Origin of the sequence: Bradyrhizobium sp. CB1717 (genome assembly GCF_029714325.1) — a bacterium.
Taxonomy (GTDB): Bacteria; Pseudomonadota; Alphaproteobacteria; order Rhizobiales; family Xanthobacteraceae; genus Bradyrhizobium.
Genome location: NZ_CP121666.1, coordinates 4,583,169 through 4,603,039, shown reverse-complemented (window position 1 = coordinate 4,603,039; position 19,871 = coordinate 4,583,169). Strand labels below are relative to the sequence as shown.

16 protein-coding genes and 1 tRNA gene are annotated in these 19,871 nt (G+C 65.7%); 13 read left to right on the top strand and 4 right to left on the bottom strand.

Annotated elements, in window-relative coordinates; genetic code table 11:
* Positions 1–47 precede the first annotated feature (47 nt).
* Together QA649_RS21925 and QA649_RS21920 are read left to right on the top strand one after the other, a co-directional pair.
* Complete coding sequence (locus QA649_RS21925) at positions 48–1,343, top strand: MFS transporter (RefSeq protein ID WP_283025966.1); 1,296 nt, start codon at positions 48–50, stop codon at positions 1,341–1,343.
* Between the two features lie 140 nt (positions 1,344–1,483).
* On the top strand, positions 1,484–1,687 hold the full coding sequence (locus QA649_RS21920; RefSeq protein ID WP_283025965.1) for a hypothetical protein: 204 nt from the start codon (positions 1,484–1,486) through the stop codon (positions 1,685–1,687).
* A 132-nt stretch (positions 1,688–1,819) separates the two neighbouring features.
* Here QA649_RS21920 and QA649_RS21915 read toward each other — a convergent pair whose 3' ends face one another.
* Positions 1,820–2,662, bottom strand: a complete 843-nt coding sequence (locus QA649_RS21915; RefSeq protein ID WP_283025964.1) for an FkbM family methyltransferase — start codon at positions 2,660–2,662, stop codon at positions 1,820–1,822.
* A gap of 218 nt (positions 2,663–2,880) precedes the next feature.
* Positions 2,881–2,957: transfer RNA gene (locus tag QA649_RS21910), tRNA-Asp, on the bottom strand.
* 231 nt (positions 2,958–3,188) lie between these two features.
* On the opposite strand from QA649_RS21910, the gene QA649_RS21905 reads away from it, so the two are divergent.
* The 6 genes from QA649_RS21905 (at position 3,189) to QA649_RS21880 (ending at position 10,535) form a co-directional block, all read left to right on the top strand.
* On the top strand, positions 3,189–3,503 hold the full coding sequence (locus QA649_RS21905; RefSeq protein ID WP_283025963.1) for an HU family DNA-binding protein: 315 nt from the start codon (positions 3,189–3,191) through the stop codon (positions 3,501–3,503).
* 106 nt (positions 3,504–3,609) lie between these two features.
* Positions 3,610–4,860, top strand: a complete 1,251-nt coding sequence (pepT, locus tag QA649_RS21900; protein ID WP_283025962.1) for a peptidase T — start codon at positions 3,610–3,612, stop codon at positions 4,858–4,860.
* 190 nt (positions 4,861–5,050) lie between these two features.
* Positions 5,051–5,422, top strand: a complete 372-nt coding sequence (locus QA649_RS21895; RefSeq protein ID WP_283025961.1) for a hypothetical protein — start codon at positions 5,051–5,053, stop codon at positions 5,420–5,422.
* 108 nt (positions 5,423–5,530) lie between these two features.
* Positions 5,531–5,929, top strand: a complete 399-nt coding sequence (locus QA649_RS21890; RefSeq protein ID WP_283025960.1) for a FixH family protein — start codon at positions 5,531–5,533, stop codon at positions 5,927–5,929.
* A complete protein-coding gene (locus QA649_RS21885; RefSeq protein WP_283025959.1) occupies positions 5,926–7,350 on the top strand; it encodes an efflux RND transporter periplasmic adaptor subunit in 1,425 nt (474 codons plus the stop codon). The genes QA649_RS21890 and QA649_RS21885 overlap by 4 nt, the downstream gene beginning before the upstream one ends.
* A complete protein-coding gene (locus tag QA649_RS21880) occupies positions 7,347–10,535 on the top strand; it encodes a CusA/CzcA family heavy metal efflux RND transporter (RefSeq protein ID WP_283025958.1) in 3,189 nt (1,062 codons plus the stop codon). Before QA649_RS21885 ends, QA649_RS21880 begins: the two co-directional genes overlap by 4 nt.
* A 34-nt stretch (positions 10,536–10,569) precedes the next feature.
* Here QA649_RS21880 and QA649_RS21875 read toward each other — a convergent pair whose 3' ends face one another.
* Complete coding sequence (locus QA649_RS21875; protein ID WP_283026069.1) at positions 10,570–11,199, bottom strand: cation transporter; 630 nt, start codon at positions 11,197–11,199, stop codon at positions 10,570–10,572.
* 150 nt (positions 11,200–11,349) lie between these two features.
* On the opposite strand from QA649_RS21875, the gene QA649_RS21870 reads away from it, so the two are divergent.
* The 5 genes from QA649_RS21870 to QA649_RS21850 are packed head-to-tail and all read left to right on the top strand — an operon-like array spanning position 11,350 to position 18,206.
* Complete coding sequence (locus tag QA649_RS21870) at positions 11,350–11,715, top strand: hypothetical protein (RefSeq protein WP_283025957.1); 366 nt, start codon at positions 11,350–11,352, stop codon at positions 11,713–11,715.
* A gap of 54 nt (positions 11,716–11,769) precedes the next feature.
* The gene (ihpA, locus tag QA649_RS21865; RefSeq protein WP_283025956.1) at positions 11,770–13,044 is read left to right on the top strand and encodes a divalent metal ion exporter subunit IhpA; all 1,275 of its coding nucleotides are present in this window, start codon (positions 11,770–11,772) and stop codon (positions 13,042–13,044) included.
* A complete protein-coding gene (gene ihpB, locus QA649_RS21860) occupies positions 13,041–14,018 on the top strand; it encodes a divalent metal ion exporter adaptor subunit IhpB (protein ID WP_283025955.1) in 978 nt (325 codons plus the stop codon). Before ihpA ends, ihpB begins: the two co-directional genes overlap by 4 nt.
* The gene (gene ihpC / locus QA649_RS21855; protein WP_283025954.1) at positions 14,011–17,223 is read left to right on the top strand and encodes a divalent metal ion exporter subunit IhpC; all 3,213 of its coding nucleotides are present in this window, start codon (positions 14,011–14,013) and stop codon (positions 17,221–17,223) included. The genes ihpB and ihpC overlap by 8 nt, the downstream gene beginning before the upstream one ends.
* A 2-nt stretch (positions 17,224–17,225) precedes the next feature.
* Positions 17,226–18,206 carry a cation diffusion facilitator family transporter gene (locus QA649_RS21850; protein WP_283025953.1) on the top strand — a complete coding sequence of 327 codons (981 nt, stop codon included), beginning with the start codon at positions 17,226–17,228 and terminating at the stop codon, positions 18,204–18,206.
* Between the two features lie 5 nt (positions 18,207–18,211).
* On the opposite strand, the gene QA649_RS21845 is transcribed toward QA649_RS21850, so the two are convergent.
* Positions 18,212–19,870, bottom strand: a complete 1,659-nt coding sequence (locus QA649_RS21845; protein WP_283025952.1) for a hypothetical protein — start codon at positions 19,868–19,870, stop codon at positions 18,212–18,214.
* Position 19,871 lies beyond the last annotated feature (1 nt).

Here is a 19,871-nt window from a genome sequence, read left to right as displayed (position 1 = left end):
CTCAGGGCTGGACCGACAACGATAACAAAGACAAATTGGGGGAAGCGATGGTCGATGTGACGTCACAGATGTCGGTGCAAACGGCTGCCGCGGCAAAGCCCTCGGCGCGGCGCTACTACGTGCTGGGCTTGCTCACCGTCATCTACGCGCTGAATTTCCTCGACCGCACGATCTTCAACGTCCTGATCGAGCCGATCAAGAAGGAGTTTGCCCTCAGCGATACCATGATGGGCCTGCTCGCAGGCTTCGGCTTCGCGCTGTTCTACTCCCTGCTCGGCATCCCCATCGCGCGCGTCGCCGACCGGCTGAACCGGCGCAACATCGTCGCCGTCGCCTTCGCGTTCTGGAGCGCGATGACGGCCCTGTGCGGCGCCGCCACCAGCGTGACCTCGCTGGCGCTGGCACGCATCGGCGTCGGCATCGGCGAGTCCGCGGGCTCCCCGGCCTCGCAGTCGATCGTCGCCGATCTCTTTGCCAAGAACGAGCGCCCGCGCGCGCTCGGCATCTATGCCATCGGCACCTATCTCGGCGTCTTCCTCGGCTATTTCGTCGGCGGCTACGTCAACCAGCACTATGGCTGGCGGATGGCCTTCTACGTCGCCGGCCTGCCCGGCATCCTGCTCGCGGCTGTCCTGTGGCTGACGATCTCCGAGCCGAAGCGCGGCGCCATGCAGGAGAGTTTTGTGCCCGAGCCGCTCGGACCGACACTGCGCTTCCTCGCGTCCCAGCGCAGCTTCATCATCGTCCTGATCGGCTTCTGCCTCACCACCTACACCAACTACGCGACCGCGGCCTGGATCCCACCGTTCCTCGCGCGCGTGCACCATCTGTCGAGCGCCGAGATCGGCACCTATGCCGGCACCTTCAAGGGCCTCGCCGGCATGGCCGGCACGCTGCTCGGCGGCTTCCTGGTGGCGCAGATCAGCCGCCGTGACGACCGCTGGAAACTGTGGGCCCCCGCGATCACCTCAGGGCTCGCCGGACCGGTGTTCGCGCTCTGCATGCTGACGCAGGATTTTGCGATGATGGTGGCGATGCTGGCGCTGACCTCGTTCCTGGTCGGCTTTCATCTCGGCCCGATCTTCGCGATCGCGCAAACCGTGGCCAAGCCCAGCATGCGAGCGCTGGCTTCAGCGCTGATCGCGCTGACAGCCACCTGCTTCGGCCAGGGTGTCGGCCCACTCGCCGTGGGCATGGTCAACGATGCCCTGAGGGGCAGCTATGGCACGGATGCCGTGCGCTACTCCCTGCTCTCGGCGGCGGTCACGACCACGCTCGGCGCCCTGCTGTTCGTCTGGGCTGCCCGCTCAATCCGCAACGACATCGGCCGGGCGGCCGCCTGAGGCCCGCCCACCGCCAGCCCGGCGAAACCAAGCGGGCGTATTAATGAAACCATTTTGCGGAACCCGCGAAACGATCCGGAAACAGATGGTCCTTAGAAGATGAGCCCATAGACGACGGCAAAGCCCGTCGGGAGGCTCATATGAACCACTCAATTCACTCTGCTGATCGTGCGACCCACCTGAAGATCGTGGTGGTGGCGCTGGTTGCCGGCATTGCAGTGGCCGGTTTCGGGATTGCTGCCCGTACCAACGCCGATTACGGCCAGACCGCCCAGTCCGCCCAGGTGATCAAGGCCGGCAAGCCCGTCGCGATCACCAGCGCAGGCACATCCGAGATTCGCTGACGGCGAAAAGGTCCGATTTGACTCCAAACGGCCGCCCTCGGGCGGCCTTTTGATTTCAGCCGTCGGCTGAAGGTGACCTGCCAAGCCTTTGAAATATCGAGGGTGTATTCCATAGCTCGGCCTGCGCCAAAGTCAGTCGGCCCGGTAGCTGCCGCAGCAATGCTTGAATTTCTGCCCCGAGCCGCAGGGACAGGGATCGTTGCGGCCGGCATCGGCCTGCCCGTAACGCAGCCGGTTCAATATCTTCCTGTTCTGTTCGAGGATCATCTTGCGGCGCACCTCCTGCACCTCGATGACCGCCGCATTGTCGCCGGCATCCCAGAATGCCTGCGGCTTCAGATGGGCGAGCTTGCCGCTGACATAGACGGGGTAAAACCAGCCGAGCGTTCCGTCGCGCAGGCGCTGCAGCGTCGTCAGGTCGTAGAGGAAGAAACCTGCCCCCAGCAGCGTCGCGTTGATGTCCTGGAAGTCGTCGATGTCGGCCTCGCACACGACGACGCTGCAATTTTCGAGCACGTAACGTGCGCCCTTCAGCGCGGCCTTTTCCGCGCCCTGGACGTCGAGCTTGAGCAGGAACGGCGGCTCGAGCGACAGTTCCTTGACCAGCGCATCGAGTGTCGTCGCCGGCACCTTGACCTTGCCCTTGATCAGATCGTTGAGCCGCGCCCAGTAGAGATCGCCTGTCGGGCGCACAGACGACCAGTAGGGATGGACCGACTCGGTGATCTCGATCTCACCCTCATGGTCGGTGATGGCGCAGATGCGATAGTGCCCGCCAAGCACCTCCTTGATGGCCTTCAGGGAGTCCTCATAGATCCGGTTGGCATCAATGTTGAGCGGCACCGCACCACCGAGGCGTGACAGGTGGTTAAGGACGAAATGCCCATCTGCACAGCCAAGGTCGATCACAGTCCCGTAGCGCACGCCTTTGGCGAACAAATTTTGCAGCGTTGCGCTGAAATCGGCTGCCTGCATTGGATTGATCCGAATGAGAGCGGTTTGACCGGTCGTAGGCGGTCTGGCGGGTTGCACAATGTGTTGCACACCGCTTGCTGCGGGCAAGATCGGAAACACGAAGACATCGAAAATAACGACGGTCCGCTCGCCGGCCATCGAATCCGGTTTCGCTCCGCCGGCGGCTTGCCAGGGAGGGCTTCTATTCAGCGATTAAGTTATTGATTTCCGCCATGAAATGGCGCGAGAGACGGGGCTCGAACCCGCGACCTCCGGCGTGACAGGCCGGCGCTCTAACCAACTGAGCTACTCCCGCGTGGCGCACAGATGTCCGCGGAACGAGGGGGGACTTAAAGGCCGGGCTTGGTGAAGTCAAGGACGTTGCATCCACAGCCTGAAGAAGCGGATATCCGCCGGTGGCGCGCAGGAACGTGACCCCGCCGCGCCGGGCGGCGTAGTCAGTCCGGTCCCGAATCGTCTACGCCTCCGGGAACCTGCGGGGTCCGGGGCGGTCTCCAGCCACCGGCAAGAATCGAGGAGGCCAGACATGGCGAAGAAGGATTCGGCGAAGAAGGCAGCCGTTCCTGCCACCATCACGCTGAAGCACCTCGCCGCCGATATCGCGGAGAGCCAGGACCTGTCCAAGAAGCACGCCGAGGCCGTCCTGACCGACATGGTCGATCTGATCACCAAGCACCTGAAGAAGGGCGACCGGGTCCGCATCGTCGGGCTCGGCATCCTCCAGGTCCGCAAGCGTGCCGCCCGCACCGGCCGCAATCCCGCCACCGGCGAAGCCATCCACATCAAGGCCAGCAAGAAGGTCGCGTTCCGCCCGGTGAAGGAACTCAAAGAGGCGATTTAAGGCTACCATTCGTTAAGCCTGATCGGATGTCGTTCCTGGCCGCATCACGGCCCGCTTTTCTGATATACCGCCTGCATCCCCCAAAGACCCGGCGGTTTGACCAGAAATGTCCTCCCTCACCTTTTCGCACACCGTGACCGAGCGCTTCCTGCGCTACGTCACCATCGATACCCAGTCCGATCCGGATTCCCCTCACTCGCCCTCGACCGAGAAGCAGAAGGATCTCGGCCGCGTGCTCGCCGCCGAGCTAAAGGCCATGGGCGTCGCCGACGCCCATCTCGACGATTACGGCTATGTCTACGGCACCATCCCGGCCAACACCGACAAGAAGGTGCCGGTGATCTGCTTCTGCTCGCACATGGACACCTCGCCCGACGTCACCGGCAAGGACGTCAAGCCGCAAATGGTGAAGAACTATCGCGGCGGCGATATCGTGCTGCCGGGCGACACCAGCCAGGTGATCCGCTTCACCGAGCATCCGGCGCTGAAGAATCAGATCGGCAACGACATCATCACCACGGACGGCACCACGCTGCTCGGCGCCGACAACAAGGCCGGCGTCGCAGAGATCATGGATGCCGCGCATTTCTTCATCAACAATCCCGACGTGAAGCACGGCACCATCAAGATCCTGTTCACCCCGGACGAGGAGATCGGTCGCGGCGTCGACAATGTCGATCTGAAGAAGCTGGGCGCCGACTTCGGCTACACCATGGACGGCGAGAGCGCGGGCTGCGTCGAGGACGAGACCTTCTCGGCCGATGGCGCCACCATCACCATCAACGGCGTCAGCGCCCATCCCGGCTACGCCAAGGGCAAGATGGAGCACGCGATCAAGATCGCGGCCGCCATCGTCGAGCGTCTGCCTAGGGAAGGCTGCTCGCCGGAGACGACGTCGGGCAAGCAGGGCTTTCTGCATCCGATCGGGATCGAGGGCGCGCTGGAGCAGGCGAGCCTCTCCTTCATCGTCCGCGACTTCACCGAGGAAGGGCTGAAGGAGAAAGAGGACTTGCTCGAGGGCATCGTCAAGGACGTGATGAAGGACTATCCGCGCTCGACCTACACGCTCGAGATCAGGGAGCAGTACCGCAACATGAAGCAGGTGATCGACCGTCACCCGCACGTCCTCGAATACGCCATCGAGGCGATTCGGCGGGCCGGTCTCCGGCCGATGCGCACCGCAATCCGCGGCGGCACCGACGGCTCGCGCCTGTCCTTCATGGGCCTGCCCTGCCCCAACATCTTCGCCGGCGAGCACGCCTTCCACTCGCGCCTCGAATGGGTCAGCCGGCAGGACATGGAGAAGGCGGTACAGACCATCGTACACCTTGCGATGATCTGGGAGGAGAAGGCGTAGGTCTTGATCCGGAACAGCGTAGGACGGCCGTCCGGAAAGATAGTTCCGGTCGTCCATGCGCCTCCGGCGGGAGAAAAATGGGTCCGTTTGTCATTGATCAACGCCCGCGGGTCGCCGGGCCGTTAAGCTTGGCGAAGAAGTGAACGAGGGGCACTTCCTCGTCCGAGCCCCCCGTGGGAATATCGCCCCGATGACAACGGCCCGCCTCCTGCGCTTGCTCTTTGCATCGCTGATCTCGATCGGATTGGCGGTGGCGCCTTTGGCCGCGCCGGCCGCCGCGTCGGGCATGGCATCAGGCCCCGCCTCCTCCGATACCAACATGATGCAGATGGCCGATATGGCGGCCGACATGCCCTGCTGTCCGCAAGAGCAGAAGCAGAGCGACTGCCAAGACTGTCCGCTCCTCGCGATGTGCGTGCTGAAGGTGTTGCAGGCGGGACCCGCGGTCGTGACCGCAACCCGCTACGCGCGTCCTCTCGCGCTGCTTCGGCCGCTCGATGATGCTCTCGTCGACGGCCTCACCCGCCCGCCTCCGGACCAACCACCTCGATCGATCGTCTGACAGGCGCCTGGGCGCCTGGTGAACATGCGCGCCGGAACCGGCGTGCATCGCTGCCTGCCGTCACGTCGTTGCGTGCGGCTCCATCAGATCCATCGAGGAATTGAAATCATGACAACGTCCAACCTCGCGCGCGCCGCCGTGGCCGCGCTGATCGCCGCCGCGTTCGCGACTGCCGCGCGCGCCGAGATCAAGAACTACGAATTCCAGCTGGTGCAACCGACCGTCAAGGCCGGCGCCGATCGCGTCGTGACGGTGCGCCTGGTCGACAAGATCACCGGCAAGACGGTGCCCGACGCCGTGGTGTTCGCCAGCCGGCTCGACATGGCGCCCGACGGCATGCAGGAGATGGCCACCAAGGTGACGCCGGTGCCGGGCAGCGAGCCCGGCACCTACCGTTTCAAGGCGACCTTCGGCATGGCCGGCCGCTGGCAGTTGTCGCTCGGCGCCAAGGTGCAGGGCGAAACCGGTACGGTTGACAACAAGCTCGTCGTCACGGCCGAGCAATGACCCGCGCCCGCCTCATCGGCACTGCCGCTGCGCTTGTCGCGGCGGCAGGCCTTGCGCTGTTCGCCGGCAGCCTGCTGCCGCCGAACGACGATCCAGTTCTCTCCGCCGCCAATGCGGCGGATGCGCCTGCCCCGCTCTATTACCAGGACCCGGACGGCAAGCCGCTCTATTCGCCGACGCCGAAGAAGACCGACGACGGCCGCGACTATGTCGCCGTGCCGGCGCCGGCCGATCCCTCCGACCAGCCGGCGACGATGAGCAAGAGCGATCGCAAGATCAAATATTATCGCAACCCGATGGGCCTGCCCGACACCTCGCCGGTGCCCAAGAAGGATTCGATGGGGATGGATTATATCCCCGTCTACGACGGCGACGACAGCGACGACGGCTCGATAAAACTATCGCCCGGCAAGATTCAGCGCAGCGGCGTCAAATCGGAGCCGGCCGAGCTGCGCCGGCTGCGGACGCTGGTGCGCGCGCCCGGCACGATCCAGCTCGACGAACGCCGGATCTCGGTGATCGCCATGCGCGCCGAGAGCTTTGTGCAGAAGGTTGCCGACGTCACCACCGGAAGCCGCGTGACCCGGGGGCAGACGCTGATGGAGATCTACAGCCCTGCGGTGTCGTCCGCGGCGGCCGAATATCTCGCGACCATCACCTCGAAGTCCATTGGGGGCATCGAGCCTTACGGCCGCGGCTCGCGGCAGCGGCTGGTCAACCTCGACGTTCCCGAGCCCGTCATCGCCGAGATGGAGAAGAGCCATTCGGTGCCGATCACCATCCAGTGGTCTTCGCCGCGTGACGGCATCGTGCTCCAGCGGAGCGCGATCGACGGCATGCGCGCCCAGCCGGGCGACATCCTGTTCCGCATCGCCGACATCTCGCTGGTGTGGGCCAATGTCGACGTCGCCGAGCGCGACCTCGGCGGCATCGCCGTCGGCCAGCCCGTGACGGTGCGCGCGCGCAGCTATCCCGGTCGGGATTTCAAGGGCCGGATCAGCGTCATCTACCCGCAGCTGAACAAGGAGACGCGCACGGCGCGCTTGCGGATCGAGCTCGCCAACGCCGATCTTGCGCTGCTTCCCGACATGTATGTCGACGCCGAGATCGATACCGGCAATCCGGCGCCGGTGCTCAGCGTTGCCGAAAGCGCGGTGCTCGACACCGGCAGCCGGCAGGCCGTCCTGGTCGACAAGGGACAGGGCCGCTTCGAGCCGCGCGAGGTCAAGCTCGGACGGCGCGGCGACGGCTATGTCGAGATCCGCGACGGCCTTGCCGAGGGCGACGCCATCGTCACCTCCGCGAACTTCCTGATCGACGCAGAGAGCAATCTCAAGGCGGCGCTCAAGGGGCTCGCCGAGGGCGGCAACGCGCAAGGCACCGACGCGCACAGCGGCCACGCCATGGGAGGCAAGCCATGATCGCGCGCATCATCGCCTGGTCGGCACGCAACCTGCTGCTGGTGCTGTTCGGCACGGGCTTTGCCGCCGCTGCCGGCCTCTATGCCCTGCTGCATCTGCCGCTGGACGCCATTCCCGATCTCTCCGACACCCAGGTTATCGTCTACACCGAATATCAGGGACAGGCGCCCCAGGTGATCGAAGACCAGGTCACCTATCCCCTCACCACCGCGATGCTGACGGTACCGAAGTCGAAAGTGGTGCGCGGCTTCTCCTTCTTCGGCGTCTCCTTCGTCTACGTCATCTTCGAGGACGGCACCGACATCTACTGGGCCCGCTCGCGCGTGCTCGAATTCCTCAACGGCGCCGCATCGCGGCTGCCCGCAGGCGTCACGCCGACGATCGGCCCCGACGCCACCGGTGTCGGCTGGGTCTACCAATATGTCGTGATGTCCAAGGAGCTGAACCTCGCCGAGACACGGACGATCCAGGACTGGAATCTGAAGTTCGCGCTTGCGAAGGCGGAAGGCGTGGCGGAGGTCGCCAGCGTCGGCGGCTTCGTCCGGCAGTACAACGTGATCCTCGATCCGCAGCGCATGCGCGACCTCGGCATCACCATGCAGAAAATGCGCGAGGCCATTCGCGCCAGCAATGCCGACGTCGGCGGCCGCACCGTCGAGCTGTCCGAGTTCGAATATGTCATTCGCGGCAAGGGCTATCTGAAAAGCGTCGACGATCTCGGCAACATCGTGCTGAAGACCGACAACGGAACGCCAGTCAAGCTGCGCGACGTCGCCCGCGTCGAGCTCGGGCCGGACGAGCGGCGCGGCATCGCCGAGCTCAACGGCGAGGGCGAGGTGGCGAGCGGCATCGTGCTGCAGCGCTTCGGCATGAACGCGCTCGACGTGATCGAGAACGTCAAGAAGCGGTTCAGGGAGATCGCGACCAGCCTGCCGAAATCGGTCGAGATCGTCCCGGTCTACGACCGCTCCAACCTCATCAAGGCCGCGATCGACACGCTCCGGCACACGCTGCTCGAGGAGAGCATCGTGGTGGCGCTGGTCTGCATCGTGTTCCTGCTGCATGTCCGCAGCGCGCTGGTCGCCATCCTGATGCTCCCCGTCGGCGTTCTCATGGCCTTCGGGGCCATGAAGCTGCTCGGGATCGGTTCCAACATCATGAGCCTCGGCGGCATCGCGATCGCGATCGGCGCCATGATCGACGCCGCCATCGTGATGATCGAGAACGCGCACAAGCATCTCGAGCGCGCCCAGCCCGGCCAATCGCGGGTGACGATCCTGATCGAGGCCGCCGCCGAGGTCGGCCCGGCGCTGTTCTTCAGCCTCCTGATCATCACCGTCTCGTTCATGCCGATCTTCACGCTGGAATCGCAGGAGGGCCGGCTGTTCAGCCCGCTCGCCTTCACCAAGACCTTTGCGATGGCGGCGGCGGCCCTGCTGTCGGTCACGCTGGTGCCGGCGCTGATGGTGATCTTCGTCCGCGGCAGGATCATCCCGGAGCACAGGAACCCGATCAACCGCTTCCTGATCTGGATCTACCAGCCGGTGATCTCAGGCGTGCTGCGGGCGCGGATTCCGGTGATCCTGCTCGCGCTCGGCGTGCTCGCCGCCTCGGTCTGGCCGGCCGGCCGGCTCGGCTCCGAGTTCATGCCGAACCTCAACGAGGGCACTCTGCTCTACATGCCGACGACGTTGCCCGGCATCTCCGTGACCAAGGCCGCCGAGCTGATGCAGACCCAGGACCGGATCATCCGCTCGTTTCCGGAAGTCGCCTCGGTCTACGGCAAGGCCGGCCGCGCCGCCACCGCGACCGATCCGGCGCCGTCGGAGATGTTCGAGACCATCGTCGACCTCAAGCCGAAGAAGCAATGGCGCACTGGGGTGACCATCGACAGCCTGATCGCCGAGATGGACAAGGCGCTGCAGTTTCCCGGCGTCTCCAATGCCTGGACCATGCCGATCAAGGCGCGCATCGACATGCTCTCGACCGGCATCCGGACGCCCGTGGGCATCAAGGTCATCGGCACCGACCTCGTCGGGATCGACAGGCTGGCCCGGCAGATCGAGCAGGTGCTCAAGGCCGTGCCGGGCACCTCCTCGGCATATGCCGAGCGCAGCCTCGGCGGCTACTATCTCGAGATCACGCCGGACCGCGAGGCGCTGTCGCGCTACGGCATCGCGGTGCAGGACGTGCAGGACACGATCGCCACCGCGCTCGGCGGCCAGGCGGTGACCACCACGGTCGAAGGCCGGCAGCGCTTCACCGTCAACATGCGCTACCCGCGCGACCTGCGCGACAATCCGAAGGCAATCGCCAGCGACATCCTGGTGCCGATGCCATCAGGCGGCACCGTCCCGCTCGGCGAGGTCGCCAGCGTCACGCCGGCACGCGGGCCGACCTCGATCCGGACCGAGAACGGACAGCTCGCCACCTACATCTATGTCGACATCCGCGACCGCGACCTCGGCGGCTATGTCGCCGACGCGCGGGCGGCGGTGCAGGCGAGCGTCCCGTTTCCGCCCGGCTACTACGTGGTCTGGAGCGGACAATACGAATATCTGGAACGTGCTACCGCGCGTCTGAAGATCGTCGTACCTGTGACGCTGCTGATCATCTTCCTGCTGCTCTATCTCAACTTCCGCTCGATCACCGAGACCATGATCGTGATGCTGTCCCTGCCCTTCGCGCTCGTCGGCGGCTTGTGGCTGATGTGGTGGCTCGGCTTCAACCTCTCGGTCGCGGTCGCCGTCGGCTTCATCGCGCTCGCGGGCGTAGCGGCCGAAACCGGCGTGGTGATGCTGATCTATCTCAACCACGCCCTTGCCGAAACCGAAGCGCGCTGCGCAGCTGCCAGCCGCGCCCTGACCCGCGACGATCTCGACAAGGCCATCATGGAAGGCGCAGTCGAGCGCGTCCGCCCGAAGATGATGACCGTGGTTGCGATCATGGCCGGCCTGCTGCCGATCATGTGGAGCAGCGGAACGGGATCGGAGATCATGCAGCGTATCGCCGTGCCCATGATCGGCGGCATGATCTCGTCGACGCTGCTGACACTGATCGTGATCCCTGCGATCTTCGGGTTGGTGAAGGGGGTTGGGCTGCCGTCGGGCCGCGACAATGAACGAACGTCGCCGGCACGGGATGACCAAATGGTACCCAAGCATATCGAGGAGACCGCGGCTTGACGACGGCCGGCGTTGCAAGCCGCACGCTCTCGCGTCAGGCCGGGCGAAGGTTCAGCTCCATGCGTGATTGCCGCACCACCACGACTGCGCCCTGGAGCGCGAGGCCGGCCATGATGGCGGCAACGATCACATCTGGCCATCCCGTGCCGGTGCCGAACACGCCGATGGCGGCCAGCAGCACGGCAATGTTGCCGAGCACGTCGTTGCGGGTGCAGATCCAGGCCGAGCGCATGTTGGCGTCGCCCTTGCGATGGGCCCACAACAATCCGAACGAGGCCGCGTTCGCGACAAGGGCCGCGACGCCGACCGCGCCCATGGTGAACGCGCTCGGCAGCGTGCCATGGGCGGCGTGCCAGATGACTGTGCCGACGACCCACAGGCCGAAGGCCCCCATCGTCAGCCCTTTGGCCAGAGCCGCGGTGGCGCGATAGCGCAGCGCCATGCCGACCACCAGGAGGCTGATGGCGTAGTTCGCGGCGTCTCCGAGGAAATCGAGCGCGTCAGCCTGGAGCGACGCCGATCCGGCCGCAAGGCCCGCGCCGATCTCGGCCAGGAACATCACGGCATTGATGGCGAGCACGGCCCACAGCACGCGACGATACGCCTTGTTGCCCCGATGGCGATCGAGATTGAGCGGCGGGGGTGAGCAGCATGCGTCGGCCATGCTCTCAAGATATGGCGATTGACCGCGCCGGACAATCTCGGTGATGCGGTCCGCCCGCGACATCGAGTTCCCCACACGTAACACTATTGCGGGTCGACACTGTTCCCGCTGCCATGCTAGGCCAGCCGGATCGACAGCAAGAGTGAATTCGTGCTCCCGAACCGCCAGCCCCTCAGACTGAGCTCGACGCGCAACTGGCGCGGGCTCGTGGCTGTGGTCGTCGCGGTCCTGTATCTGCTCTCGGGCGCGCTCCATGGCGCCCATGACATCGATGTGACCAGCCCCTCCGGCGGCTCGGAGATCGCCTCGATCCTCGATGACGGCGCGGCCGGCCATGGCGACCACAAGGCGTTTGCCGGCCATCACTGCCACGGTTGCTTCTCCGTCGCCGTCGTACAACCGGTGCAGTCGGACACCGCAATCGATGTGATGGCCCCGCCGGTCTCACAGCGGCAGCCGGCGCTTGCCGGCATCGCGCCCGATACCGATTCCCCGCCTCCAAAACACCTGACCTGAGCGGATCAGCCGGGCGCCGCGCGCGCCCATCGGTTCTCTTCACGGGTCTTTTTCATGTTTCGCAGACGAACGGCCGCGCGCATCGCGTGCGCGCTGGCTATTCTCATCAGCCCGCCCCTGGCGCTGACGTCACACGCCCAGACGCTGACCATGCGCGCGGCGCTCTCGCGCGCGCTGGCCGCAAGCCCGCGCCTGACGGCGGCGGAACGCGATGTCGGCATCGCCACCGGCCAGCGCATCCAGGCCGGCGCGCTGCTCAATCCGGAACTGTCGTACGAGCAGGACAATTCGTTCGGCTCCGGCATCTATCGCGGCACCAGATCGGCCGAGACCACGCTCCAGATCAGCCAGGCCCTCGAGCTGTTCGGCAAGCGCGACGCCAGGATCGCCGCCGGACAGGCCGGCATCGAGGTCGCCGCGATCCAGCGCAAGGCGGTCAGGCTGGAGGTTCTGTCGGAGACCGCGATCGCCTTCCTCAGCGTGCTCGGTGCGCAGCGCCGGATCCAGATCCTCGACGAGCAGATTGCCGCGATCGACCAGTTGACGCCGCTGCTCCGCCGCCGCGTCGAGGCCGGCGCCTCCTCTCCGGCCGAGACCGGCCGCGCCGAGGTCGCCTCCGCGCTGGTGAAGGCCGACCGCGAGCGCCTCAAGGCGACGCTGGCGAGCGCCCGGCGCGAGCTTGCGGTGCTGATGGGCGATCCCGGGGCGAAATTCGGCGAGGTCTCCGGCCGGCTCGACACCACCGGGCGCCCGCCCAACTTCCAGTCGGTCGTCGCCGCCATCGACGCCAATCCGCAACTGGTGCGCTGGACCGCCGTCTTTGCCCAGCGCAATGCCGAGCTGCTGATGGCGCGGCTCAGACCTTATCCCGACGTGCGGATCGCCGCCGGCTGGCGTCACTTCAACGAGAGCAATGACGACGCGGTGCGCCTCACCGTCTCGGTGCCGATCCCCGTGTTCGATCAGAACCAGGGTAACATCCTCTCGGCGCAGGAGAGCCTCGCCAAGACCAAAGCCGAGCGCGAGGCCAACCGCAACACGCTGATCGTGATCGCCGGCCGCGCCTATGACTCGCTGCAGGGTTCGCTGCGCGAGCTCGCGGTGCTGCGCGAGACCGCGATCCCCAAGGCCGTTGAAGCGTCCGAGGCGATCTCGCAAGGCTATGGCCAGGGCCGCTTCACCCTGCTCGAGGTGCTCGACGCTCAGGCGAGCGTCACCCAGGCGCGGCTGCGCGAGCAGGAAGCGCAGCAGAATTTCCATGCCGGCGTTGCCACCATCGAAGGCCTCGTCGGCAATCCGTTTGCGCTGGCCCGGGAGAGCGCGCGATGAAGACATCCTCCACCATCCTCGTTGCCGTCATTGCGGCCGCCCTCGGCGCCTACGGCTATTCCATGCTCGTGCCGGCCAAGGTTGCCTCGACGGAACATGCCGAGCATTCCGAACCGAAGAAACCGAACGACCATGTCGAGCAGGACGAGCACGGCGCCGACCGCATCCGCATCTCCGACGTCAAGCTGGCTGCCGCCGGCGTGACCTTGGCGGAAGCCGCGGGCGCGACGCTGACCGACACGCTGTCCTTCAACGGCATCCTGCGCGCCAACCAGGAGGCAGTCGTTCAGGTCACGCCGCGTTTTCCCGGAATTGCAAAATCGATCCAGAAGCGGATCGGCGACAAGGTCGCCAAGGATGACCTGCTGGCCGCCATCGAGAGCAACCAGAGCCTCACCGTCTACGAGCTGAAGGCGCCGATCGCCGGCACCGTCATCGAGCGGCAGATCTCGCTCGGCGAATACGCCTCCGAGCAGAAGCCGGCGTTCGTCGTCGCCGACCTCTCCAGCATCTGGGTCGATCTGTCGATCTACCGGCAGGACCTGAAGCGCGTCCACATCAACGACGAGGTGCTGATCGATCCCGACGACGGCCGCGGCGAGATCAAGGGCACGATCTCCTACATGGCGCCGATCGGCTCGAGCGAGACCCAGACCGCGCTCGCGCGCGTGGTGCTGCCCAACCCCGAGGGCCGCCTGCGCCCCGGCCTGTTCGTCACGGCGCGGCTGATCCTCGCCGCGCGCAATGTCGCGGTCGCCGTGCGGCGAAGCGCGATCCAGACGCTGGAGAACAAGACCATCGTGTTCGTCCGCGAGGACGGCGACAAGATCGAGGCGCGGCCCGTCGAGCTTGGCGACTCCGACCCGAGATTCGTCGAGATCCGCGCTGGCCTCTCGGCCGGCGAGCGCTACGTCGCCGAGAACAGCTTTGTGGTCAAGGCGGAGATGGGCAAGGGGGACACCGACCATGATTGACGCCCTCCTCGCCTTCTCGGTTCGCCAGCGCTGGCTCGTGGTGCTGCTCGCCCTCGCTGCCGGCGCCCTCGGTGCCTGGAATTTCACGCGCCTGCCGATCGACGCCGTCCCCGACGTGACCAACGTCCAGGTCCAGATCAACACCCGCGCGCCCGGCCTGTCGCCGCTCGAAGCCGAGCAGCGCATCACTTTCCCGCTCGAGACCGCGATGGGCGGTTTGCCAAAACTCGACTACACCCGCTCGATCTCGCGCTACGGCCTGAGCCAGGTCACCGTCGTATTCCAGGATGGCACCGACATCTATTTCGCCCGGCAGCTCGTCAACGAGCGCATCCAGCAGGCCAAGGACCAATTGCCTGCCGGCACCGAGGTCGCGATGGGGCCGATCTCGACCGGGCTCGGCGAGATCTATGTCTACTCGGTCGAGGCCAAGGTGGGCGCGAAGTCACCCACGGGCGCCGAGTTCACGCCGACGGAGCTGCGCACCATCCAGGACTGGATCATCAAGCCGCAGCTGCGCACCATTCCCGGCGTGGTCGAGGTCAACTCGATCGGCGGCTATGAGCGGCAGTTCCACGTGCTGCCGATCCCGGGCCGGCTGATGGCCTACAAGCTCGGCTTCCGCGACATCATGACCGCGCTGGCCGCCAACAATGCCAATGTCGGCGCCGGCTATATCGAGCGCAACGGCGAGCAATATCTCGTCCGCGCGCCCGGCCAGGTCGCCAATATCGAGGACATCAGGGACATCGTGATCGGCTCGCGCGGCGGCGTGCCGGTGCGCATCCGCGACGTCGCCGAGGTCCAGGAAGGCCAGGACCTACGCAGTGGCGCGGCCTCGGCCAACGGCACGGAGACGGTGCTCGGCACCGCAATGCTGCTGATCGGCGAGAACAGCCGGACCGTGGCCCAGCGCGTGAAGGCGAGGCTCGCCGAGATCGCGAAATCGCTCCCCGACGGCGTCGTCGCCCGCGCCGTCTACGACCGCACGCATCTGGTGGAAGCCACCATCCAGACCGTCGAGAAGAACCTCATTGAGGGTGCGGCGCTGGTGATCGCGGTGCTGTTCCTGATCCTCGGCAACATCCGCGCCGCCCTGATCACGGCCTGCGTCATCCCGCTCTCCATGCTGTTCACGATCACGGGCATGGTCGAGAGCAAGGTTAGCGCCAATCTGATGAGTCTGGGTGCGATCGATTTCGGCATCATCGTCGATGGCGCGGTCATCATCGTCGAAAACTGCCTGCGGCTGCTCGCCGCCGAACAGCACCGGCGCGGCCGGCTGCTGACGCTGGATGAACGGCTCCAGACCATCCGCACTGGTGCCAGCGAGGTGATCAAGCCGAGCCTGTTCGGCACGCTGATCATCGCCGTGGTCTATCTTCCGGTCCTCACCCTGACCGGGACCGAAGGCAAGATGTTCACGCCGATGGCGCTGACCGTGCTGATGGCGCTCGCCGGCGCGGCGCTGCTGTCCGTCACCTTCGTGCCGGCTGCGGTTGCGATCTTCGTCACCGGCAAGGTCTCGGAGAAGGAAAACGTGTTCATGCGGGCCGCCAAGCGGCTCTATGTGCCGCTGCTCGACCGCGCGATCCGCTATCGCGGCAGCGTCGCGTTCGGCGCCGTGCTGATTGTCGCCGGCAGCATCTTCGCTGCGACGCGCATGGGCGGCGAATTCATTCCGAGTCTCGACGAAGGCGACATCACCATCGAGACCATCCGGATTCCCGGCACCAGCCTGACCCAGAGCATGGACATGCAGCTGCGGCTGGAGAAGGCGGTGAAGCAGGTGCCGGAGGTCGCGACCATCTTCTCCAAGGTCGGCACCGCCGAGATCGCGAACGACCCGATGCCGCCGAATGTCGCCGACACCTATGTCACGCTGAAGCCGCGCGAGGAATGGCCCGATCCCGCCAAGCCGAAGAACGAGGTGATCGAGGAGGTTGAACGCGCCGCCAACACCCTGCCCGGCACAGCCTATGGCATGACCCAGCCGATCCAGATGCGCTTCAACGAGCTCATCGCCGGCATTCGCAGCGACGTCGGCGTCAAGATCTTTGGCGATGATCTCGACGTGCTCGCCGGCATCGCCCAGCAGGTCAACGGCGTCGTGCGCGGCATCGAGGGTGCCGCCGACGTCAAGACCGAGCAGATCGCTGGCCTGCCGATCCTCACCGTCAAGCTCGACCGCCAGGCGCTGTCGCGCTATGGCCTCAGCCTCAGCGAGGTGCAGAACCTCGTCGAGATCGCCATCGGCGGCAAGCCGGTCGGCAAGCTGTTCGAGGGCGACAGGCGCTTCGACATCGTGGTGCGGCTGCCGGAAAACCTGCGTGCCGACCCCGACAGGATCAAGTCGCTGCCGATCCCGCTGCCGCCGGGCGAGGACGTCGCTTCCGTCACGAAAACCGCCTGGCCGGGGACCTCAGGGACGACGCCGCGGTACGTGCCGCTTTCCTCCGTCGCGGCGATCGAGATCGCGCCGGGTCCCAACCAGATCAGCCGCGAGAACGGCAAGCGCCGCGTCGTGGTGATGGCAAACGTTCGCGGGCGCGATTTGCGTTCCTTCGTCGCCGAGACGCAGGCCGCCGTCGCCGAGAAGGTCAAGCTGCCGCCGGGCTACTGGATCGGCTGGGGCGGACAGTTCGAGCAGCTGGTCTCCGCCACCAAGCGGCTGACCATCGTGGTGCCGGTGGCGCTGCTGCTGGTGTTTTTGCTGCTGTTCATGGGCATGGGATCGGCGGCCGATGCGGCGCTGGTGTTCTCGGGCGTGCCGCTGGCGCTGACCGGCGGTGTCGCGGCGCTGCTGCTGCGCGGGATTCCGCTGTCGATCAGCGCCGGCGTCGGCTTCATTGCGCTCTCGGGCGTCGCCGTGCTCAACGGCCTCGTCATCATCGCCTTCATCGAGCGGCTGCGCAGCGAGGGGCGGCCCATTGCGGAGGCGGTGCGCGAGGGCGCGCTGACGCGCCTTCGCCCGGTGCTGATGACGGCCCTCGTCGCCTCGCTTGGTTTCGTGCCGATGGCGCTCGCCACTGGCGCCGGCGCCGAGGTGCAGCGGCCGCTCGCAACCGTCGTGATCGGCGGCATCATCTCCTCGACCGTGCTGACGCTGCTGGTGCTGCCGGCGCTCTACGTACTGTTCCGGCGTGACGGGGCGCACGAAACGCCTAGAATGGCGCCTGATTTGGCGGCTTCCGGAGAGCGCTAGGTTTGGGCAACCACGACCATCACCATCATGACCATGCCGGCCATTCGCATGATCGCGGCCATGGTCACGACGACCACGATCATGGTCTTGGCCACGCACATGTCCATGCGCCCGCCAGCTTCGGCAGGGCGTTCGCGATCGGCATCACCCTCAATACCGCGCTGGTCGTGGCCGAGGCGGTCTATGGCTATATCGGCAACTCCACCGCCCTGCTCGCGGATGCCGGCCACAATCTTTCCGACGTGCTGGGCCTGGTCGTGGCCTGGGGCGCATCGATTGCGGCAAAGCGCGCGCCGAGCGGCCGCTTCACCTATGGCCTGCGCGCCTCCACCATCCTGGCGGCGCTCGCCAATGCCGTGTTCCTGCTGGTCGCGACCGGCGCCATCGGCTGGGAGGCGATCCTGCGCCTGCGCCAGCCGGAGCCGGTCGCGGGCGTCACCGTGATGGTGGTGGCCGGCATCGGCATCCTCATCAACGGCTTTACCGCCATGCTGTTCGCGCGCGGGCGCAAGGACGACATCAACATCGAAGGCGCGTATCTGCATATGGCGGCGGATGCCGCCGTCTCGCTCGGCGTCGTGGTCTCGGCGGCGCTGATCATCTGGACCGGCTGGCTCTGGCTCGATCCCGTCACCAGCCTCGTCATCTGCGCCACCATCCTCTGGAGCACGACCAGCCTCTTGCGCGGATCGATCGACATGTCGATGGCGGCAGCACCCAAGGGCACGGACCTTGCCGCGATCAAGCTCTTCCTGCTGGAGCGGCCCGGCGTCTCCGCCATCCACGACCTCCACGTCTGGCCGATCTCGACTACCGAGACGGCGTTGACGTGTCACCTCGTCATGCCAGATGGCGCCGGCGATGCGTTCCTGATGGAGACCGCGCAGGTGCTGAAGGCATCCTTCCGCATCGGGCACACCACGCTTCAGGTCGAGACGCATCCCGACAATGGCTGCGCGCTGGCGCCGGACGATGTGGTGTGAGGCGCCTACGTCGCCGTCACGCGAGTGCTCGGCTTCGAGCGGCCGCGATAGGCGACGATCCGATCGAAAAGCAACCAGACCAGGACGGCGCTCGCGCCGCCGAGGAAAGGAATGGTGTAATACGCGTAGCGATTGAGCCCGTAGATGAGGAAGGTGGGGAATGCGGCGCTGACCAGCGCAAGCAGGACCATCAATGTGCCGACCGCAACAAGGCCGCGGGGAAGCTGCCGGACGACCCCCGCATAGCCCGCGGGAACGCCGACCAGAAGGATGAGAGCGAGAAGGAGTGTCGCCAGTGACAGCCAAACGATCGGTCCGGGACGGTCGTCGTATTCCGTCGAGACCTTCAACCCGCAGCAGAACTTGACCAACTGCGAATTCGGCGCGTAGCCGTGCCCCAGAAGCTGGCTCAGCCTGAGCTGAACCGCATCGGCACCCGGCAGAAGCCGCGACAGCGGCCACCAGGGTTTATAGTAGTCCTGAACCAGTTGTCCGGGCTTGAGCCCGGTCGGACTTTCGAAGAACGGAGAAGCATCCCGCTTGACGAAAAACTCGTAGGCCTGCGGATTGGGGGTCTGTCGCGCCACCGCGTTCCCGTCGAACAACAGGAAATACATTTCCCGCAGGAAGTGCTTCGTGAGGTGTCGATAGAGCGTTGATGGCGTCGTCAGTGTTTCGATGAAGATATCGCGCACGACCTTCCCGAGGTCCGCGTCGGTGTCACCGGGCATCCTCAACCGCCCCACCGCACCGAAGGGCCATTGATACTCACCGCCGTCGGCCCATCCGCTCGGAGTGTCCGCAGCCCGCATCTGTTCGACGAACGGCCGCGCCTGCGCCTTCCGGTCGAGATGAACGCCGTGATCGAAATCGCCGGAATAGCCGACCACGAAGGCCATCACAGCAATGCTCTCGCTGCCTACGGCAGTCTTTCCAGTCACTGCGTTGATCGCCGCAGGGGTGAGATAGACCGCGGAAGCAAGGACGGTCGCCAGCACAACGGCACCCAACCGGCGCAAGACTCCCGCATCCAGCATCAAGAGCAGCCACAGCAGAATGACGGCGGCCTGACCGATCGCCGCCGACCGGCAAAGCATCAGCGCCCCGAGCGTCAGCCCCACTGCCGCCGAAGCGAGGAATACCGGCCATTTCCTGAAGACGGCTCCAGCGACAATGAAGGCCGCAAGCCCGACCAGGAAGTTGGTAATCGTCTCGGCGCCAACCGTGTTGTCATAGTGGATGATGCGGCCATGCAGCGCCGCGAAGAAAAAGGCCAAAAGCGCGAAGAAGCGCGGCGCGCCGGCCATGCGCACGGTCGCGGCGATGAGGAGTGCAGTGCCGACGCTGGCCAAGTGCTGGGCGACGACGAAGACCAGGATATGCGGGCCGAACAGCTTCGAAAGCAACACGAAGAAGACGGCCACGCCGTACGGCCGCTTGATCACATCGTCGATATATTGCCCGTTCAGGATCGATTCCGCCTGAATGACGTAGGCGCCGCCGTCCTCGTGGATGAAATGATCAGGCCAGGTCACCAGGAAAGCGAGGTGAACCATCAAGACGGCGCCGATCGCGCCGACCCAGATCCAGAACCACGCGACAGAACTCACCCAGCCTGGCCATGCGGGCAAAACTCCGGCGTGCCCGGCGCGTGCTCCGTTCATC